This window comes from Mesorhizobium sp. CA6 (assembly GCF_020165035.1).
Lineage (GTDB): Bacteria > Pseudomonadota > Alphaproteobacteria > Rhizobiales > Rhizobiaceae > Mesorhizobium.
Genome location: NZ_JAIUHI010000003.1, coordinates 233024 through 250181, shown reverse-complemented (window position 1 = coordinate 250181; position 17158 = coordinate 233024). Strand labels below are relative to the sequence as shown.

12 protein-coding genes are annotated in these 17158 nt (G+C 65.4%); 1 reads left to right on the top strand and 11 read right to left on the bottom strand.

Annotated elements, in window-relative coordinates:
* Positions 1–66 precede the first annotated feature (66 nt).
* From LB526_RS05620 to LB526_RS05575, 10 genes are all read right to left on the bottom strand, one after another.
* Positions 67–1341: an RNA polymerase sigma factor gene (locus tag LB526_RS05620; RefSeq protein ID WP_224626709.1), complete on the bottom strand. Its 1275-nt coding sequence runs from the start codon at positions 1339–1341 to the stop codon at positions 67–69.
* Positions 1338–1712 (bottom strand): YciI family protein, encoded by a 375-nt coding sequence (locus tag LB526_RS05615; protein ID WP_095766415.1) that lies wholly within the window; start codon positions 1710–1712, stop codon positions 1338–1340. The genes LB526_RS05620 and LB526_RS05615 overlap by 4 nt, the downstream gene beginning before the upstream one ends.
* A 109-nt stretch (positions 1713–1821) precedes the next feature.
* Positions 1822–2913: a DNA topoisomerase IB gene (locus tag LB526_RS05610; RefSeq protein ID WP_224626707.1), complete on the bottom strand. Its 1092-nt coding sequence runs from the start codon at positions 2911–2913 to the stop codon at positions 1822–1824.
* A 63-nt stretch (positions 2914–2976) separates the two neighbouring features.
* Positions 2977–3720 carry a hypothetical protein gene (locus LB526_RS05605; RefSeq protein ID WP_224626705.1) on the bottom strand — a complete coding sequence of 248 codons (744 nt, stop codon included), beginning with the start codon at positions 3718–3720 and terminating at the stop codon, positions 2977–2979.
* Positions 3717–4589 (bottom strand): glycosyltransferase family 2 protein, encoded by an 873-nt coding sequence (locus LB526_RS05600; RefSeq protein WP_095766412.1) that lies wholly within the window; start codon positions 4587–4589, stop codon positions 3717–3719. Before LB526_RS05600 ends, LB526_RS05605 begins: the two co-directional genes overlap by 4 nt.
* On the bottom strand, positions 4589–5524 hold the full coding sequence (locus LB526_RS05595; RefSeq protein WP_224626702.1) for a glycosyltransferase family 2 protein: 936 nt from the start codon (positions 5522–5524) through the stop codon (positions 4589–4591). The genes LB526_RS05600 and LB526_RS05595 overlap by 1 nt, the downstream gene beginning before the upstream one ends.
* A gap of 110 nt (positions 5525–5634) precedes the next feature.
* Positions 5635–6519, bottom strand: a complete 885-nt coding sequence (locus tag LB526_RS05590; RefSeq protein ID WP_140842016.1) for a transglutaminase N-terminal domain-containing protein — start codon at positions 6517–6519, stop codon at positions 5635–5637.
* A gap of 124 nt (positions 6520–6643) precedes the next feature.
* Positions 6644–9055: a circularly permuted type 2 ATP-grasp protein gene (locus LB526_RS05585; protein WP_224626699.1), complete on the bottom strand. Its 2412-nt coding sequence runs from the start codon at positions 9053–9055 to the stop codon at positions 6644–6646.
* Between the two features lie 6 nt (positions 9056–9061).
* Complete coding sequence (locus tag LB526_RS05580; RefSeq protein WP_224524403.1) at positions 9062–12412, bottom strand: DUF2126 domain-containing protein; 3351 nt, start codon at positions 12410–12412, stop codon at positions 9062–9064.
* 106 nt (positions 12413–12518) lie between these two features.
* Positions 12519–13715, bottom strand: coding sequence for an acyl-CoA dehydrogenase (locus LB526_RS05575; protein ID WP_224524402.1), 1197 nt, complete (start codon positions 13713–13715; stop codon positions 12519–12521).
* A gap of 106 nt (positions 13716–13821) precedes the next feature.
* Between LB526_RS05575 and LB526_RS05570 the strand changes: the two genes are divergently transcribed.
* Positions 13822–14733: a LysR family transcriptional regulator gene (locus LB526_RS05570; RefSeq protein WP_224524400.1), complete on the top strand. Its 912-nt coding sequence runs from the start codon at positions 13822–13824 to the stop codon at positions 14731–14733.
* On the opposite strand, the gene LB526_RS05565 is transcribed toward LB526_RS05570, so the two are convergent.
* Entirely contained in the window at positions 14734–17055 is a 2322-nt protein-coding gene (locus LB526_RS05565) for a Tex family protein (protein ID WP_224543313.1), read from the bottom strand.
* Between the last annotated feature and the right edge of the window lie 103 nt (positions 17056–17158).

Below are 17158 nucleotides of genomic sequence, written 5' to 3'. Positions count from 1 at the left end.
GGAAAACCGCTACCCCGGCATGGTCCAAGGCCGGATTGCGAAATTGGGCCAGACGGCGAAGCCGGATCAGCGCGCTTTTTGGAAGGAAGACTTCTCAGTGCTTTCCTTGATCAGCCGGTCGATATGCATGCGGATATGCGCCGCCTCGGCCGCGGTGTTGGCCAGGGCGATGGCGCGGTCGAAGGCGATGCGCGCCTCGTCGTTGCGCCCAAGCTGCATCAGCAGCCCGCCCCTCAGCCCGAAGAAGTGGAAATAGCCCGACAGCCGCTCTTCCAGCGGCTCGATCATGGCAAGTGCGGCTTCCGGGCCGCGCACCTTGCTGACCGCGACGGCGCGGTTGAGCGTTACCACCGGCGACGGCTGCATCTGCTCCAGCAGACCATAGAGCAGGTCGATCTCGGTCCAGTCGGTATCCTCGGCCGTCGCCGCCCGCGCATGCAGCGCCGCGATCGCCGCCTGCACCTGATAAGGGCCGGGCTTGCGGTGGCGCAGCGCCTTGTCGACCAGCGCCAAGCCCTCGTCGATCATCTTGCGGCTCCAGAGCGAGCGGTCCTGGTCCTCGAGCAGCACGATCTCGCCGCCTTCGTCGAAACGCGCCGGTGCCCGCGCATGCTGGAGAAGCAGCAGCGCCGTCAGCCCCATGATTTCAGGTTCCTGCTGGAACAGCCTGAGCAGCAGCCGGGCGAGCCGGATCGCCTCCTCGCACAGCGGCGCGCGAGCGGGCGCCTCGCCGCCATTGCTCGAATAGCCCTCGTTGAAGATCAGATAGACCATTGCGGAGACTGCGGCGAGCCGCTCCGAGCGCTCAACCGCGCCCGGCGTCTCGAACGGCACGCCGGCATCGGCAATGCGCGCCTTGGCGCGGGTGATGCGCTGTTCCATGGCGCTCTCGCTGACGAGAAAGGCGCGCGCGATCTGCTTGACGGTGAGGCCGGACACGATGCGCAGCGCCACCGCGATCTGCTGCGTTGCCGGCAGATCCGGATGGCAGCAGATGAACAGAAGCCGCAGGATGTCGTCGCGGTAATGCGCGCCGTCCAGCCGCTCGGCCATGTCGCTCTCGGCGTCCTCCAAATCGGATACCTGGTCTTCCTCCGGCATCGGCGCCTGCTTGGCGCGCTTGCGCACCGCGTCGATGCCGCTGTTGCGGCCGACGAAGATCAGCCAGGCGGCCGGATCGCGGGGCGGCCCGTTCTTCGGCCAGTTCTTGAGCGCCCTCAGGCACGCGTCCTGGAAAGCCTCTTCCGCGGCGTCGAGGTCACGGAAGTAGCGCAGCAGCGCGCCCATCGCCTGCGGACGGGCGTTGCTGATTGCGGTGCTTATCCAGGCGATCTCTGTCATACCGCGACCTTTGTCGGATTGAAGACCGAAACCGGCCGGATCTCGTAGGAGCCGCCGCTCGGATTGACCTCGGAGAGCTCGCGCGCGAATTCGACCGCTTCGTCGAGATCGTTGCATTCGAGCGTGTAGAAGCCGAGGAATTGTTCCTTGGTCTCGGCGAACGGACCGTCGAGCACGATCGACTCCCCTTTGACCTTTCGCAGTGTCGTGGCCGCCGTCGTCGGCAACAGGCGCGCCACCGGCCCCAGCCGGCCCGCCTTGGCGTATTTGTCCTGCACGTTGAGGAGCTTTGCCATGACCTCGTCGTCCTGTTCCTTGCTCCAGGAGCAGACGACGTCTTCGGAGGCGTAGCAGAGGATGGCGTAAAGCATGGCAGGTCCTTTCCGTATCAAGGACGCGACACTAGGACCCTTCCCGACACCAGGTCGATAAAAAAATTTATCGAGGGATCACTGACTTGACGATCTCCGCAACCGCCTGTCAGGCGCCGCGCGCCTGCAGCCATCTGAGCACCAGCGTTTCTTCCTCGTCGAGACCGGATATGACGCGCTTGCGCTTATTGGCTTCGGCCATTTCGTCGAGCAGGCGCCCGTTGCTCCACGCCTCGAACACCAGCGGGTGGATGTAGCATTTGCGACAGACGGCACGGGTGTTGCCCAAGCGCTCGGCGACCTTGTCGACGATGCTGTTCGTCACCCGGTTTTGCTGCGTTTTGCGTTCCGGCAGTTCGGTCTGCGCAAACAGCGAAGCGGCGTGGATGGTGCCGCCCCAGGTGCGGAAATGCCTCGAGCTGAATTCGGCGCCGGAAGCTTCGCGAATATAGCGGTTGACGTCCTCCGAACGCACCGGCCGCCGGTCACCATCCTCATCGAGATATTGGAACAGCTTCTGTCCGGGCAGGTCCTGGGCGCCGCGCACGATCTTGGCGATGCGGCGATCGGCCAGCTTCAGCTTCCATTCCTTGCCCGACTTGCCCTTGAAGGCGAAGCGCAGACTGGAGCCCGTGATCTCGACATGGCGGTCGCGCAGCGTGGTCAGTCCGAAACTCTTGTTGTCGCGCGCATAGGCTGCGTTGCCGATCCGGATCATGGTGTTGTCGAGCAACCAGACCACCGAGGCGACGACGCGCTCCATCGGCAGTCCGTGGCGGCGCAGATCGGCATCGATCTGCCGCCTGAGGGCAGGCAGGCTTTGCGCGAAGGCGACGAGGCTGGAATATTTGACGCCGTCGCGTTCCTCGGTCCATTGCGGGTGATAGCGGTACTGCTTGCGGCCCCGCTGATCCCGGCCTGTCGCCTGGATATGGCCGTCCGGATCGGGTGATATCCATACATCCGTCCAGGCCGGCGGAATGACGATCGCCTTGATGCGGGCAAGTGTCTCCGCGCTGACCTTGCGCCCGTTCGGACCGACATAGGAAAATCCCTTGCCTTTTCTCAATCGTCGGACGCCGGGATCGGTGTCACTGACATAGCTGAGAGACGCGCGCTCGGCCGAATCCTGCGCACCGTCTTTCCGGCTTCGGTCCTCGCCTGCCGGCCGGTCGACGCAGGATCGCGATTGTTGCAGCATGATGGCTCCACGGAAGTTCCCGTAGATAAGCCGCGTAACCGGCGGCTGGTTCCGAAACAGCTTTCAGTCCCGCCGCTTGGCGGAGAGATCCGCCATCCAGAGCCCGCCGTCGTCGGCATGAGCGGGAATGTACTCTCGCCCGGCCGGCACGGCCTCGAGAACCAATCCCGACTCGTCCGCCAGATAGTCGTAGCCGATCTGCTGCAGCCGGCGATCCGGGTCGAGGCGATTGTAGAGGTCGCGACGCGCTGCGCGCCGCTTTGGCTCGATCATCTTCAAATGATAAAGATTGAGACCGCTATCCTCGAGCCTGAAGCCGATATCGTCGGGAAACCAGGCGCCGTGCAGATCTTTCGATCGATAACGGTCAGGGGGATAGGCGGCAAAAAGCCTGTGCTGCATCTTCTGGCCCCAGCGACCGTCGATCCTGTAGCTGGCCGGCGTATACAGTTCCCGACAGCGGAACCCCCAGGCGATGCGCCTGGACCCGCTGGTCAGGCGGCCGATCCGGCCGGCAACGGCTTGTTCCAGCCTTTCATCAGGATCCATGGCCAGAACCCAATCGGCGCCGGCCTCATGGGCCGCGGCGATAAGCGCACGCCGCCTCTGCGGCTCGCTGCTGAAAAGCCCCTCCGAGGCGCGGTCGTCATAGGCGATCCAGCCGTCGACGACAGGCTCGAGGTTGGCGATAAGGTCGGGCACGAGATGCTGATCGTAGCGGTAGCTGAAAACGGCGACGATTTTGCGCTGTGACCAAAACCATCGGCCGCGCCGCCGACGCGGCGGCTTCATCTCGATGGTGATCATCGCCGGTCCTCCGTCGTGTCGCCATGCCGGGCGCCGGCGGACGCCCCCAGCGATTTGGCGAACAATGCCAGCCACACGATCGGCAGCGACAGCCTTGCGAAGGTCCTGTCCTTGCCTGACAACCCCTCCTTGATCAGCTTGCCTACATTGCGCCGGTCGCGGAACACCTTTCGGAACGGACGCATCGGTTTTCCGGTGTCGAGGGACCGGAGATAGGCGCCATAGCGGCGCCCGCGGCGATACTGGTCGGCAAGCAAGCCGGACAAGCTCATCTCGTTGCGGTGAACGGTCAGGACCCTCGGTTCCCAGACCGGCCGCAGAGCCTCCGGCAGTCTGGCCATGAATTCGGTGTCTTCTCCGGACTTCAGCCCCTCGTCGAACGCTCCATATCGCTCGAACAGCTTCCGGTCGAACGAAACGCCGTAGCACTGCGCCTTCCCGGCCGGGAGACCGGGCAGGCGTCGCATATAGGTGACGAGATGCGCCGCGCAGGCGACTAGATTGCGCGGATGGCTGTTGAGGACGGCGCTCGCCACAGCCGCGGCACCCTCCCGGTGACGCTGCAGCCGGATTTCGGCCCATTGCGGACAGGCCAGGCAATCATCCGCGAGAAAGGCGATGAACGGAGCCTGCGTTGCAGCGATGCCGCGATTTCGCGCGGCCCCGGCAAACAACCGCTCCTCGACATCGATGACAGTTACGCCGATGCCGCAATCGGCAAGCAGCGCCATGGCGTCGCCGCCGCCGGAATTCACCACCACGATCTCGAGCGGAACATTCTGGTCGAGCACCGACCTTACCGCAGCCGCCAGTGAGGCGGGTGCCCGCAAACCAATCACCACGACCGCGAGATCCGGCCTTGCGGCCATCAGGCGCGTTGCAATTGGGCGGCCGGCGCCCAGAACCGGCGCCGCAACGCGATCTTCAGCCGATAGCGCATGCACCGCCAGACAGCCGCGCCCGTCCGTGGCGCAGCTTCGGCCACGCTGAGGAATCTTCCCGCCATGTCGAAATCACCGCGCGCATAATGAACGCGCGCGATCTTCAAGGCGACGAGGCCTTCCCTGGTCTTGAGCGACCGCTCCGCGATGCCGCAGGACCGGAGCCGGCGCAGCGCCAGGCGCCATTCGAGAAAGCAAGCGGCGGGCCTGATCGTGAAACGATCGTCGGAACGCTCCGCCGAGACGAAATAGATGAAGATCGGTCGCGTCAGGACCGCAAGCGAGGCTTTGGCCATCAGGCGCGCCCAAAACAGCGTGTCCTCGTCATAGGCGAGCCCGGTGGGGAACCTCGTGTCGCCGACAATCCGCCGCGACACCAGCGCGCTGCCGACTGCGATCGACCGTATCTGCCCTTCGAGATAGGCGCAGGCATTGGCCGGTCCGCTTGCCATGTAGCCGCCCGGCAGCTTGGTCGACCGCTCCTCGCCGCTGACCTGTCGGCGGTAGGCGCCGACCACCATGTCTGCTCCTCGATCCCCTACGGCCTTGGCCAGCAGTGCGCGCAGGCCGCCTTCCAGATGAATATCGTCGGCATCGATCAGATAGATCCATGGAAAGCGGGCCTGCTCCAGAGCCAGATTCCTAGAGCCGCCGGCGTCACGGCAGCTCGATTTGACGACGCGCAGCGGCAACCCGCACCGTAACGACAAATCCGAGGCGACGGCCGCGGTGGCGTCGGACGACGAATCGTCAACCAGCAGCACCTCGCCGATAACTTCTTTTTCCGAAACCAGTGAAGCGAGCGTCCGGGCAATCGTCCGAGCCGCATCATGTGCTGGTATGATGACGCTTACCGCTTCCAAATCTGTCTCCGCGCGCCATACCCACGCAGGCGCGCGCCCCCATCAATCCCGTGCCCAGGATACCGACGGCAGGCGCATTTGAGAAGCGCCCGCGGGCAATCGGGTTGTCGTTACACCTTTTCGACGACGACCGGAATGACGTCGACCGCTTGCTCGCCGACCTGGCCGCCGGTGGTCTTCAACACGCCGACGATCGGCGCAACGTCGGAATAGTCGCGGCCGTAGCCGACCGTGATATGGTCGTTGCTCGCCCGCATGCCGTTGGTCGGGTCGAACTCCTGCCACCCGGCATCGCGTCCGCACCAGGCCTTGACCCAGGCATGCATGGCATCGGCGCCCTCGAGCCGAGGCTTGCCCTTGGGTGGGATCGTGCGCAAAAAACCGCTGACATAACCGGCGGGAATGCCAAGCCCGCGCAGGCCGGCAATCATGATATGCGAGAAATCCTGGCAGACGCCGCGTTTCAGCGCGAAGGCGTCGCTTGCCCGCGTCTGCACCGTGGTTGCCTTGCCGTCATAGGTGAAATCGCGATGGATGCGGTTGCAGAGATCGGCCGCTGTTGCCACCGCCGAGCCGGCCAGGCTTTCCCGCGCATAGGCCGTGATCGCCGCATCGATGCCGGCATGGTCGCTGGCGGCGAGGAAATGATGCGGCGCGGACGGCAATAGCGAGCGTACCAGATCGAGCTCCGACCTCAGCCCGCTTATATCGGGCGAGACATCGAGACCTGGCTCGGGCCGCGAGACAGACACGCGCGCGCTCATGCGGATGTCGAGCGTCTCATGCGCGTCGCGAAAAGCGATCGAGGTGACGTTGTTCCCGAAGAAATCGGAAAAATCGGCACGCTCGGCCGGCGACGGCTGGAACGACAGCGAGGCGGCGATCACGCGCTGCACTCCGGCGATCGTCTGCGGCATGACGCGCACCTGGTGCCGTCCGCCACCGGCGGCAGCGGCGTAGTCGTAATGCAAATGGAGTTTGATGTCGTAGAGCATTAGGGCAATTCCAGCAAAAAAGCGCAGCCGTTGGGCTCGGCGGCTTCGCCGTAGCCTTGCGTCCGGAATTGCGCAAAAACAGAGAGATAGAGCATTGAAGGCGATCCTTTTCGCTGGAAACGCTCTAACCGAAATAGGCCTTGGAGAGGCTGTTGTAGAGATCGCCTATCTGGCCGGCGAGGTCGTCGAGCGCCTTGGCGCTCATGTCCGACGGCTCCATGACGGCTATTGCCGTGTTGAGCCGCAGTATCTCCTTGGCGGCGGGTGACATGTGCCCCTCGCCGCCGATCGAAGGCAGCATGCCGATCTCGGCCTTCAGCCGCTCGAGCTGGAACAGGATCGAGCGAGGATTGAGCGGGTCGAGCGCAAGCAGGTCGATCACCGTGCGCCGCCCGGCCTGCACCGGATATTGCCGGCGATGGGTCATGACGCTGTCGCCGATCTCCAGCATCATGTCCAGCGCCCCTTCCGGCGCCTCATTCCTTGTCAGCTGGCTGAGCGTGCGGGCGATCTGGATGCCGCGTTCCAGCCTGCGGCCGATCTCCAGGAAGCGCCAGCCGGTGAAGCGGTACATGTTCTCGTGCAGCAGGCCGGAAAAGCCGGCAAGCTTGCGCAGCATCACCGTCATCGCCCGCGTCGCGTCGTCTCCGGGCGCGACCGTCTCCGCGAATTTGTGGATGGTCTTGGACAGATCCTTCAGCGCCAGCCAGCCATCGGGAGAGAAGCGGTCGCGAATCTGGCCGGCGCTGTAGACCGCGCTGTCCAAAGTGCCGATCAACCCCGGTGGTATCGCCGTTTCGACGTCGATGCCGAACGGTTGCAGATAGTCCCTGATATCGGCGAGCAGCGGCATATCCGGATCGGACGTCTCGGCAAGCCGCACGTGATAGGCGCGCAGCACGCGCACCGTGTCTTCGGAGCGCTCGATATAGCGTCCGAGCCAGGTCAGGTTCTCGGCCGCGCGGCTGGGCAGGCTGCCCGGCATGGTGCGGGTGAAGCCGTCATGCTCCTGCGGCAACAATGTCTCGCGCTCGACCGGCCTGTCGCTGACCACCCAGACATCCGCCGCCTGGCCGCCGCGCTGCATGGCAATCGCCGTCGGGTCGAGCGAAAATCCGACACGGGCGAAGCCGCCGGGCATCACCGTCCAGCCTTCCGGCGTGCGCGCCAGATAGACGCGCAGGCTGGCAGGCCGCGGCTCCAGCAAGCCGTCGACGAACACCGGCGTGGTCGACAGCGTCACGGCTTCCTGGCCGACGAAGCCGGCGCCGTCCGCCTCGATGCGCGCGATGAGCTCGGCCCGCTCGCCGGCCGAAAGGGACGATCCGAGCCGGGTCGCGCCATCGTCCTCGAAGGCAAGCCGGGTCGAGAGCGCCGGGCCGACCACCATGCGGTCGATATTGGCCAGCACATGCGCGCGCTCCGCCTCTTGCCCGCACCACCAGGTGGCGATGCTCGGCAGCTTGAGATTGTCACCTTGCAGTTCTCGCGCGATCCTGGGCAGGAACGACAGCAATGCCCGCGTCTCCATCAGGCCCGAACCCAGCGCATTGACGGCCGATACGGAGCCGCGCCGGATTGCCTCGACCAATCCCGGTGTGCCGATCTGCGAGTCCGGCCTGAGCTCCAGCGGATCGGCGAAAGCGGCATCGAGCCTCCGCCACAGGACGCCGATCGGCATCAGGCCGGAAACGGTTCGCACCATCAGCCTGCCGCCGGAAACGGTCAGGTCCTCGCCCTCGAGCAGCATGATGCCCAGATAGCGGGCGATATAGGCGTGCTCGTAATAGGTTTCGTTGAGCGGTCCCGGCGTCAGGATGGCGACGCGGCCGCCCGACTCCCTTGCCATAGCGTTCAGCGCGTCGCGGAAGCGGCGGAAAAAGCCGGCAAGCCGATGCACATGCATCTCGCCATAGATATCCGACAGCGCACGCGTTGTGGCGACGCGGTTCTCCAGCGCGAAGCCTGCGCCCGACGGCGCCTGGGTGCGATCGCCCAGCATCCACCAGCGGCCGTCCGGGCCACGGCCGAGCTCGAAGGCGACCATATGCAGAAAATGCCCGTTGGCCGGCCGGACGCCGGCTATCGGGCGCAGATATTCCGGGCTGGCTGCAATCAGGCCGGCCGGCAGAATGCCTTTCTCGACCAACCGGTTCGGCCCGTAAATGTCGGACAGGATCGCCTCGAACAGGTCGGCGCGCTGGACGAGGCCGGCGCTGATCTCGGCCCATTCCTTCTCGTCGATCAGCAGCGGGACATGCGCGAGCGGCCACTCCCGCTCATTGGCGCCAGCCTGCTCATAGACACGGTAATAGACGCCGGCATCGCGCAGATACTGGTCGGCGCGGGCAAACCGCTGCCCGAGCCGATCCGCCCCGAGATCGTCGAGCGCGTCGATGAAGGAGCGCCAGGCCGGGCGCGGGCTGCCGGCCGCGTCGACCATCTCGTCGACGACGCCTTCGATCGGTCGGTAGCGTTCCAGCAGGCTCGGCGCCCGCGGCCTACCGCCCGCCCGTCTCTGATTCCCCTTGGCCATTGTCGATCAGAATCTCGCCGGCTGCCTGAGGTCAAGGGTCATGGGGAACTCTTCAGCAGCTTCTTCGTCACGCAGCACATAGCCGCCCGGCGTGTGGCCGCGCGGTTCGAACCGGGCAAGCCGTCGCGCCTCGGCCTCGTTGCCGTTGACTGGGAAGGTGTCGTAGTTGCGGCCGCCCGGATGCGCGACATGGTAGACGCAGCCGCCGACCGAGCGGCCCGACCAGCGGTCATAGATGTCGAAGACCAGCGGCGTGTTGACCGGCAGCGCCGGATGCAGGCCCGACGCCGGCTGCCAGGCCTTGAAGCGAACGCCGGCCACCGCGATCTCGCGATTGTCGGTGACCTTCATCGGCACGAGGCGGCCGTTGCAGAAGATGGCGTGACGCTCCGGATTGAGGCCTTCGGTTCGCACCTGCAGCCGCTCGACCGAGGAATCGACGAAGCGGACCGTGCCGCCGATAGCGCCCTGCTCGCCCATCACATGCCACGGCTCCAGCGCCTGCCTCAACTCCAGCTTGACGCCGGCATGTTGGACCTCGCCGCAGAACGGGAAACGGAATTCGAGCTGGGCGGCGAACCATTCGGGGCGGAAGTCGAAGCCGTTGAGCTTCATATCCTCCAGCACGTCGAGGAAATCCGCCCAGACGTAGTGCGGCAGCATGAAACGGTCGTGCAGCGAGGTGCCCCAGCGCACGAAGCGGCCGTCGAGCGGGTTCTTCCAGGCGCGGGCGACGATCGCGCGGACCAGCAATTGCTGCGCGAGGCTCATGCGCGCATTGGGCGGCATCTCGAAGCCGCGGAACTCGACCAGCCCGAGCCGGCCGGTCGGGCCATCCGGCGAGAACAGTTTGTCGATGCAGATTTCCGAACGGTGCGTGTTGCCGGTCACGTCGGTCAAGAGATTGCGGAACAGCCGGTCGACTAGCCACGGCAAGGGCGCCTCGCCCTTGTCAGGATGCGGCACCTGCGCCAGCGCGATCTCGAGCTCATAGAGCGAATCGTGCCGCGCCTCGTCGATGCGCGGCGCCTGGCTGGTCGGGCCGATGAACAGGCCCGAAAACAGGTAGGACAGGGACGGATGCCGCTGCCATTGCAGCACCAGGCTCTTCAGAAGGTCCGGCCGGCGCAGGAACGGGCTGTCATTGGGCGTCGCGCCGCCGACCACGACATGATTGCCGCCGCCGGTGCCGGTGTGGCGACCATCGATCATGAATTTGTCGGTACCGAGCCGCGACTGCCGCGCTTCCTCGTAGATAGCCGTGGTGGTGGCAACGCATGCCTGCCAGTTGGCGGCCGGATGGATGTTGACCTCGATCACGCCGGGATCGGGCGCGACGCGGATGACGTTGAGGCGCGGGTCGTGCGGCGGAGCATAGCCCTCGATATGCACCGGCAACCCGATGGCCTTGGCAGCATTTTCCGCCGCCGCCACCAGTTCGAGATAATCCTCCAGCGCCTCGACCGGCGGCATGAACACGCAGAGCCTGCCGTCGCGCGGCTCGACGGTGAGTGCGGTCCGCACCGCGCCGCCGATCTCGGTCAGTCGCTGCTCGACCCGCTCCTGCTGGGCCGTGGCGGCAGTGAAGGAGGCCTCAGCCTGCTGACGCGCCGTTTCGTCCGCGCCGCCGGCCGGAGCTTCCGGCAGGATTTCGGCGCGCGCCGGCAGCGGGCCACGCGGCACTGAGGGGTCGACGGGCACGATGTAAGGGAATTGCGCCGGCGGAACATAGGGCAACGTACCGAGCGGCAAGCGGTAGCCGACTGGAGAGTCGCCCGGCACCAGAAACAGGCGCCCGCGCCTGGTCTTCCATTTTTCCGAGCGCCAGCGCTGTCCAGCGGCCTGGCTGTTCCAGCGCTGCACCGGCAGCACATAGCCTGACGGCTTGGTCAGGCCGCGCTCGAACACGCGCGCCATGCGGCTGCGCTCTTCCGGGTCCTCCAGCTTCGAATTGGACGGATCGACATTGTCCGGCAGCTTGCCTTCCTTGAGCAGCCACTCGCCCGGATCCTCATAGGCCTCGCCGACCATCGCCTTGTCGATGCCGAGCTCGCCGGCGATCGCCGTGAGCAGGCTTTCGGCCTGTTCGGGTCCGATGGCGGCGCTGCTCGTCTCGCGCGCGATCAGCGACGGATCGCGCCAGATCGGCTCGCCATCGGTGCGCCAGTAGAGCGAAAAGGTCCAGCGTGGCAGGCTCTCGCCCGGATACCACTTGCCCTGGCCGTAATGCAGGAAGCCGCCCGGCGCAAAGCGCTCGCGCAGCCGGCGGATGAGCTGGTCCGCCTTGTCGCGTTTGGTCGGACCGACGGCCGCCGTGTTCCATTCCGCGGATTCGAAATCGTCGATCGACACGAACGTCGGCTCGCCGCCCATGGTGAGCCGCACGTCGCCGTCTTTCAGCACCGCGTCGACCTTTTCGCCCAGTCGATCGAGCGCCTCCCAACTTTCGTCCGAAAATGGCTTGGTGATGCGCGGATGCTCGGCGATGCGGTCGACCCGCATGTCGAAGTTGAAATCGACATTGGCGAAGCTCGCCATGCCTGAGATCGGCGCGGCATTGCGGAAATGCGGCGTCGCGGCAAGCGGCACATGGCTTTCGCCGGTGAGCAGGCCGGAGGTCGGGTCGAAGCCGATCCAGCCGGCGCCCGGAATATAGACCTCGCACCAGGCATGCAGGTCGGTGAAGTCGACAGCGGTTCCCGGCGGTCCGTCGAGCGAGACGAGATCCGGCTTCAACTGGATCAGATAGCCGGAGACGAAGCGCGCGGCGACGCCCAGATTGCGCAGGATCTGCACCAACAGCCAGCTCGAATCCCGGCACGAGCCCTTGCCGGCGGCCAATGTCTCCTCGGGCGAATAAACACCCGTCTCCATGCGCACGATATAGGCGATCTCGCGCTGCAGCCTTGCATTGAGGTCGACGAGGAAATTGACGGTGTTTGTCGGGCTGCGGCCGATCGTCCGAAGGAATGCCGTCAACAGCGGCCCGGCGGGCTCCGGCGCCCGGTAGATGGCGAGGTCTTCCCTGATCTCCTCCGGGTAGTCGAACGGGAAAGTCTCGGCGCTCTCCTCGACGAAGAAGTCGAACGGGTTATAGACCGTCATGTCGGCGACGAGGTCGACCTCGATCTTTAATTCCGTCACCGGCTCCGGGAAGACGAAGCGGGCGAGGAAGTTGCCGTAGGGATCCTGCTGCAGGTTGACGAAGTGGTTTGCCGGCTCGACCTTCAGCGAATGGCTGAGCACCTTGGTGCGAGAATGCGGCGCCGGCTGCAGCCTGATCACCTGGGGACCGAGCACCACCGGCCGGTCATATTTGTAATGGGTCAGGTGATGAACGGCTGCCTGAATTGCCATGGTGCCCCGGAGTTCGGCGTTTCAATTCGCCGAACCCTGACATAGATGCTGGCCATTCTCCAAGCAGAGATGTTGCGCTGCACCTAATTTAAGCAGCCTTGCCGGCTTAGAAAAACGCCTGGATCCCCGTCTGCGCCCGCCCGAGGATCAGCGCATGCACGTCATGCGTGCCCTCATAGGTGTTGACCGTCTCCAGGTTCTGCGCGTGGCGCATCACGTGATAGCCGATCTGGATGCCGTTGCCGCCATGCATGTCGCGGGCCTGGCGGGCGATGTCGAGCGCTTTGCCGCAATTGTTGCGCTTGACGATCGAGATCATCTCCGGCGCCATCTTGCCTTCGTCCATCAGCCGGCCGACGCGCAGCGAGCCCTGCAGTCCAAGCGCGATCTCGGTCTGCATGTCCGCGAGCTTCTTCTGGAACAGCTGCGTGCCGGCGAGCGGCTTGCCGAACTGTTTTCTGTCCAGGCCATACTGCCGCGCGCGATGCCAGCAATCCTCGGCCGCGCCCATCGCGCCCCAGGAAATGCCGTAGCGAGCCCGGTTGAGGCAGCCGAACGGACCGCCGAGGCCCTTGGCATTGGGCAGCAACGCGTCTTCACCGACTTCCACGCCTTCCAGCACCACCTCGCCGGTAATCGACGCCCGCAACGACAACTTGCCGCCGATCTTCGGGGCTGACAGTCCCTTCATGCCCTTTTCCAGCACAAAGCCGCGGATCTCATCCTTGCCGCTATCGCCCTTCAGCTTCGCCCAGACGACGAACACATCCGCGATCGGCGCATTCGAGATCCACATCTTGGAGCCGGAGAGTCTGTAGCCGTTCGCGGTCTTCTCGGCGCGCGTCTTCATCCCGCCCGGATCGGAGCCGGCATCCGGCTCGGTGAGTCCGAAACAGCCGATCCATTCGCCCGATGCCAGCTTCGGCAGGTATTTCTTGCGCTGCGCTTCCGAGCCATAGGCATGGATCGGATACATGACCAGCGAGGACTGCACGCTCATCATCGAGCGATAGCCGCTATCGATACGTTCAACTTCCCGCGCCACCAGCCCGTAGGTCACATATCCGGCGCCAAGCCCGCCATATTCTTCCGGAATGGTGATGCCGAGCAGGCCCGCTTCGCCCATCTCGCGGAAGATCGACGGGTCGGTCTTCTCGTCGGCATAGGCTTCCTCGATGCGCGGCGCCAGCTTGTCGGCGGCGAAGGCGGCAGCGCCGTCGCGCACCATGCGCTCGTCCTCGGAAAGCTGGTCCTCGATCAGGAAAGGATCGTTCCACACGAAGGCGTTCTTCTCGGCGGCCATGGCCTCGATCTCCCGACATATTGTTGAGGTGGCCGGCTTATCGGACTCCGCGTGCAAAAAATCAAACGAAATTGCATCACGGATCGATGAGCGTTAGTAATGGATCATGAATGTCCAGCGCCGCCTTCTACCCAACACCGCCGCCCTCGCCGCCTTCGAAGCGGTTGCGCGTCTCGGCTCCTTCACCGCCGCCGCGCGTGAGCTCGACCTGACGCAAGGGGCTGTCAGCAGGCAGATCAGCCTCTTAGAAGAGCAATTCGGTCGCCGGCTGTTCGAACGCGACAGCCGCAACGTCCGGCTGTCGCCGCCCGGCGAGATCTATGCCGAAGCGGTGCGCTCGGCGCTTGGCCAATTGCGTGATGCGGCGCTTGGATTGATGAGCAATCGGCATAGTGGCGTTCTCAACCTGGCCATCCTGCCGACCTTCGGCACACGCTGGCTGATGCCGCTGATCCCGGATTTCGTCGCCCGCCATCCCGATATCACCATCAACTTCGCCACCCGCATCGGACGCTTCAACTTCGCCCGCGAGCGGCTGGATGCCGCGATCCATCACGGCATGCCCGACTGGCCGGACGCCGATTGCACGCTCTTGATGCGCGAGACCGTGATGCCGGTGGCTTCGCCCAAATTCCTCGCCACCCGCGCCATCGTGACGCCGTCCGATATCAGCCGCCTGCCGCTGCTGCACATGGCGACCCGCCCCGGCGCCTGGAGCGAATGGTTCGAGCATCAGGGGCTTGAGGCCCCGACCGGGCCCGGCATGCAGTTCGAGCAGTTCGGCACGGTCGCGCAGGCTTGCATGGCCGGCCTCGGCGTGGCGCTGCTGCCGGAAATCCTGATTGCCGGCGAATTGCAGCGCGGCCAGCTGGTGCCGGCGCCGGGCACGCCGATGCAAAGCCACAGCGCCTATTACCTCGTCGTGCCGCACGACAAGCGCGGCCACCCGCCGGTCGCCAGCTTTCGCGACTGGCTGCTGGGCCAGATCGGCAAGGAGCCAGCAGTGCTCGCGTGGTAGCTATTTGCGCTTCATCGCCTCGGCGAGCGCCGCACCGAGCGCGCCCTGCGACGGCCGCTCCGGCTGGCGCTGCGGCGCTGGCGAGCGCGGCGCCGGCTTGCTGCCGCCGTGATCGCGCTGGCCGCCACGGGGCGCCCCGCCCTCGCCGCCATCCTTGCGCATCGACAGGCCGATGCGCTTGCGCTTGATGTCGACATCGACGACCCGCACCTTCACGACATCGCCGGCCTTCACCACTTCATGCGCGTCCTTGATGAAGCGGTCGGCCAGCTGCGAGACATGCACCAGCCCATCCTGGTGCACGCCAATATCGACGAAAGCGCCGAAGGCGGCGACATTGGTAACTGTGCCTTCGAGCAGCATGCCCGGCTTCAAATCCTTGATGTCGTCGACACCCTCGGCAAAGGTCGCCGTCTTGAAGCCGGGGCGCGGGTCGCGTCCGGGTTTTTCCAGCTCGGCGATGATGTCGCGCACAGTCGGCAGGCCGAAACGCTCGTCGACGAAGACGCGCGGGTCGAGCGCCTTCAGCGCGGCGCTGTCCCCCATCAGCGCGCGCACGTCGCGGCCGCAAGCGGCGACGATCTTCTTGGCCACACCATAGGCTTCCGGATGCACCGATGACGCGTCGAGCGGCTCTGTCCCGTTCGGTATGCGCAGAAAACCGGCGCTTTGCTCGAACGCGCGCGGCCCGAGCCGCGCCACCTTGAGCAGGTCCTTGCGGGTGGCAAACGGCCCGGCCGCGTCGCGATGCGCAACGATCGCCTCGGCGAGCGACGGCCCAAGACCCGACACGCGCGCCAAAAGCGGCGCCGAGGCCGTGTTGAGGTCGACACCGACAGCGTTCACCGCATCCTCGACCACCGCCTCCAGCGAACGGCCGAGCCGGTATTGGTCGACATCATGCTGGTACTGCCCGACGCCGATCGATTTCGGCTCGATCTTGACCAGCTCGGCCAACGGATCCTGCAGGCGCCTCGCGATCGACACCGCGCCGCGCAGCGAGACATCGAGGCCCGGGAATTCCGCCGCTGCCGTCGCCGAGGCCGAATAGACTGAGGCACCAGCCTCGCTGACGATCACCTTGAGAGGCTTCGGCCCGGCACCTGCCGGCAGGTCCGAAAGCATGTCGGCAACCAGCTTCTCGGTCTCGCGGCTGCCGGTACCGTTGCCGATCGAGATCAGCTCGACCTTGTGCTGGCGGATGAGGGCGGCGAGCTCGGCCTGCGTGCCGCGCACATCGTTCCTTGGCGGGAACGGATAGACGGTGGTGGTCGCCACCAGCTTGCCGGTGCCGTCGACCACCGCCACCTTGACGCCGGTGCGGATGCCTGGATCGAGCCCCATGGTCGGCCGCGAGCCGGCGGGCGCGGCCAGCAGCAGGTCCTTCAGGTTGCGGGCAAAGACATGGATCGCTTCTTCCTCGGCCCGCTCGCGCAGGTCGCGCATCAGGTCGAGCGTCAGATGCAGCGACAGTTTTATCCGCCAGGTCCAACCGGCTACCTCCATCAGCCATTTATCGCCGGGCAGCGTCGCGCCGATCGCATAGGCGTTGGCGATCATGCGCTCGACCGGCTTCACCGGCGATTGATCGTCGGCATCGACCTCGATGTCGAGCGACAGCACCTCTTCATTGCGGCCGCGCAGCATGGCCAGGGCACGGTGGCTGGGCACGCCTGCCCAGCGCTCGACATGGTCGAAATAGTCGGAGAATTTCGCGCCGGCCTCCTGCTTGCCGTCAACGACCCGAGCGCGCAGGAAGGCGCGTTCCTTCATATAGGCGCGCAGCTTGCCGACCAGATCCGCATTTTCGGCGAACTGCTCCGACAGGATGTCGCGTGCGCCTTCGAGCGCGGCCTTGGTGTCGGCCACCTCGTCCGTGACATAGGCGAGCGCAAGCTCGGCCGGAATTTTCGAGCGATCGGCGAGGATCGCCTCTGCGAGCGGCCCAAGCCCACGCTCCTTGGCGATTTCGGCCTTGGTGCGCCGCTTCGGCTTGTAGGGCAGATAGATGTCCTCGAGCTCCGCCTTTGTGGCGGCCGCCCCGATCTTGGCTTCCAGCTCCTCGGTAAGCTTGCCCTGCTCGCGGATGGAGCTGACGATGGTCTCGCGCCGCGCATCGAGCTCACGCAGATAGGCGAGCCGCTCGGAAAGGTCGCGCAATTGGGTGTCGTCGAGCCCGCCGGTGACTTCCTTGCGGTAACGCGCGACGAAGGGGACTGTCGCGCCTTCGTCGAGCAGCCCGATTGCCGCCGCTGCCTGTTCCGGCCGCGCGCCGATCTCGGCCGCGATGATTGCTGCGATGCGCTTGATGTCCGATGCCATGCTGGTCCCTGCGGAAAAGAGCGGCGACCATAGGACGGGAGAACCGCTGCGCCAACCGCAAGGGTTTCGTCACGCGCCGAAGGTCCACAGAAAACAGCTGTTG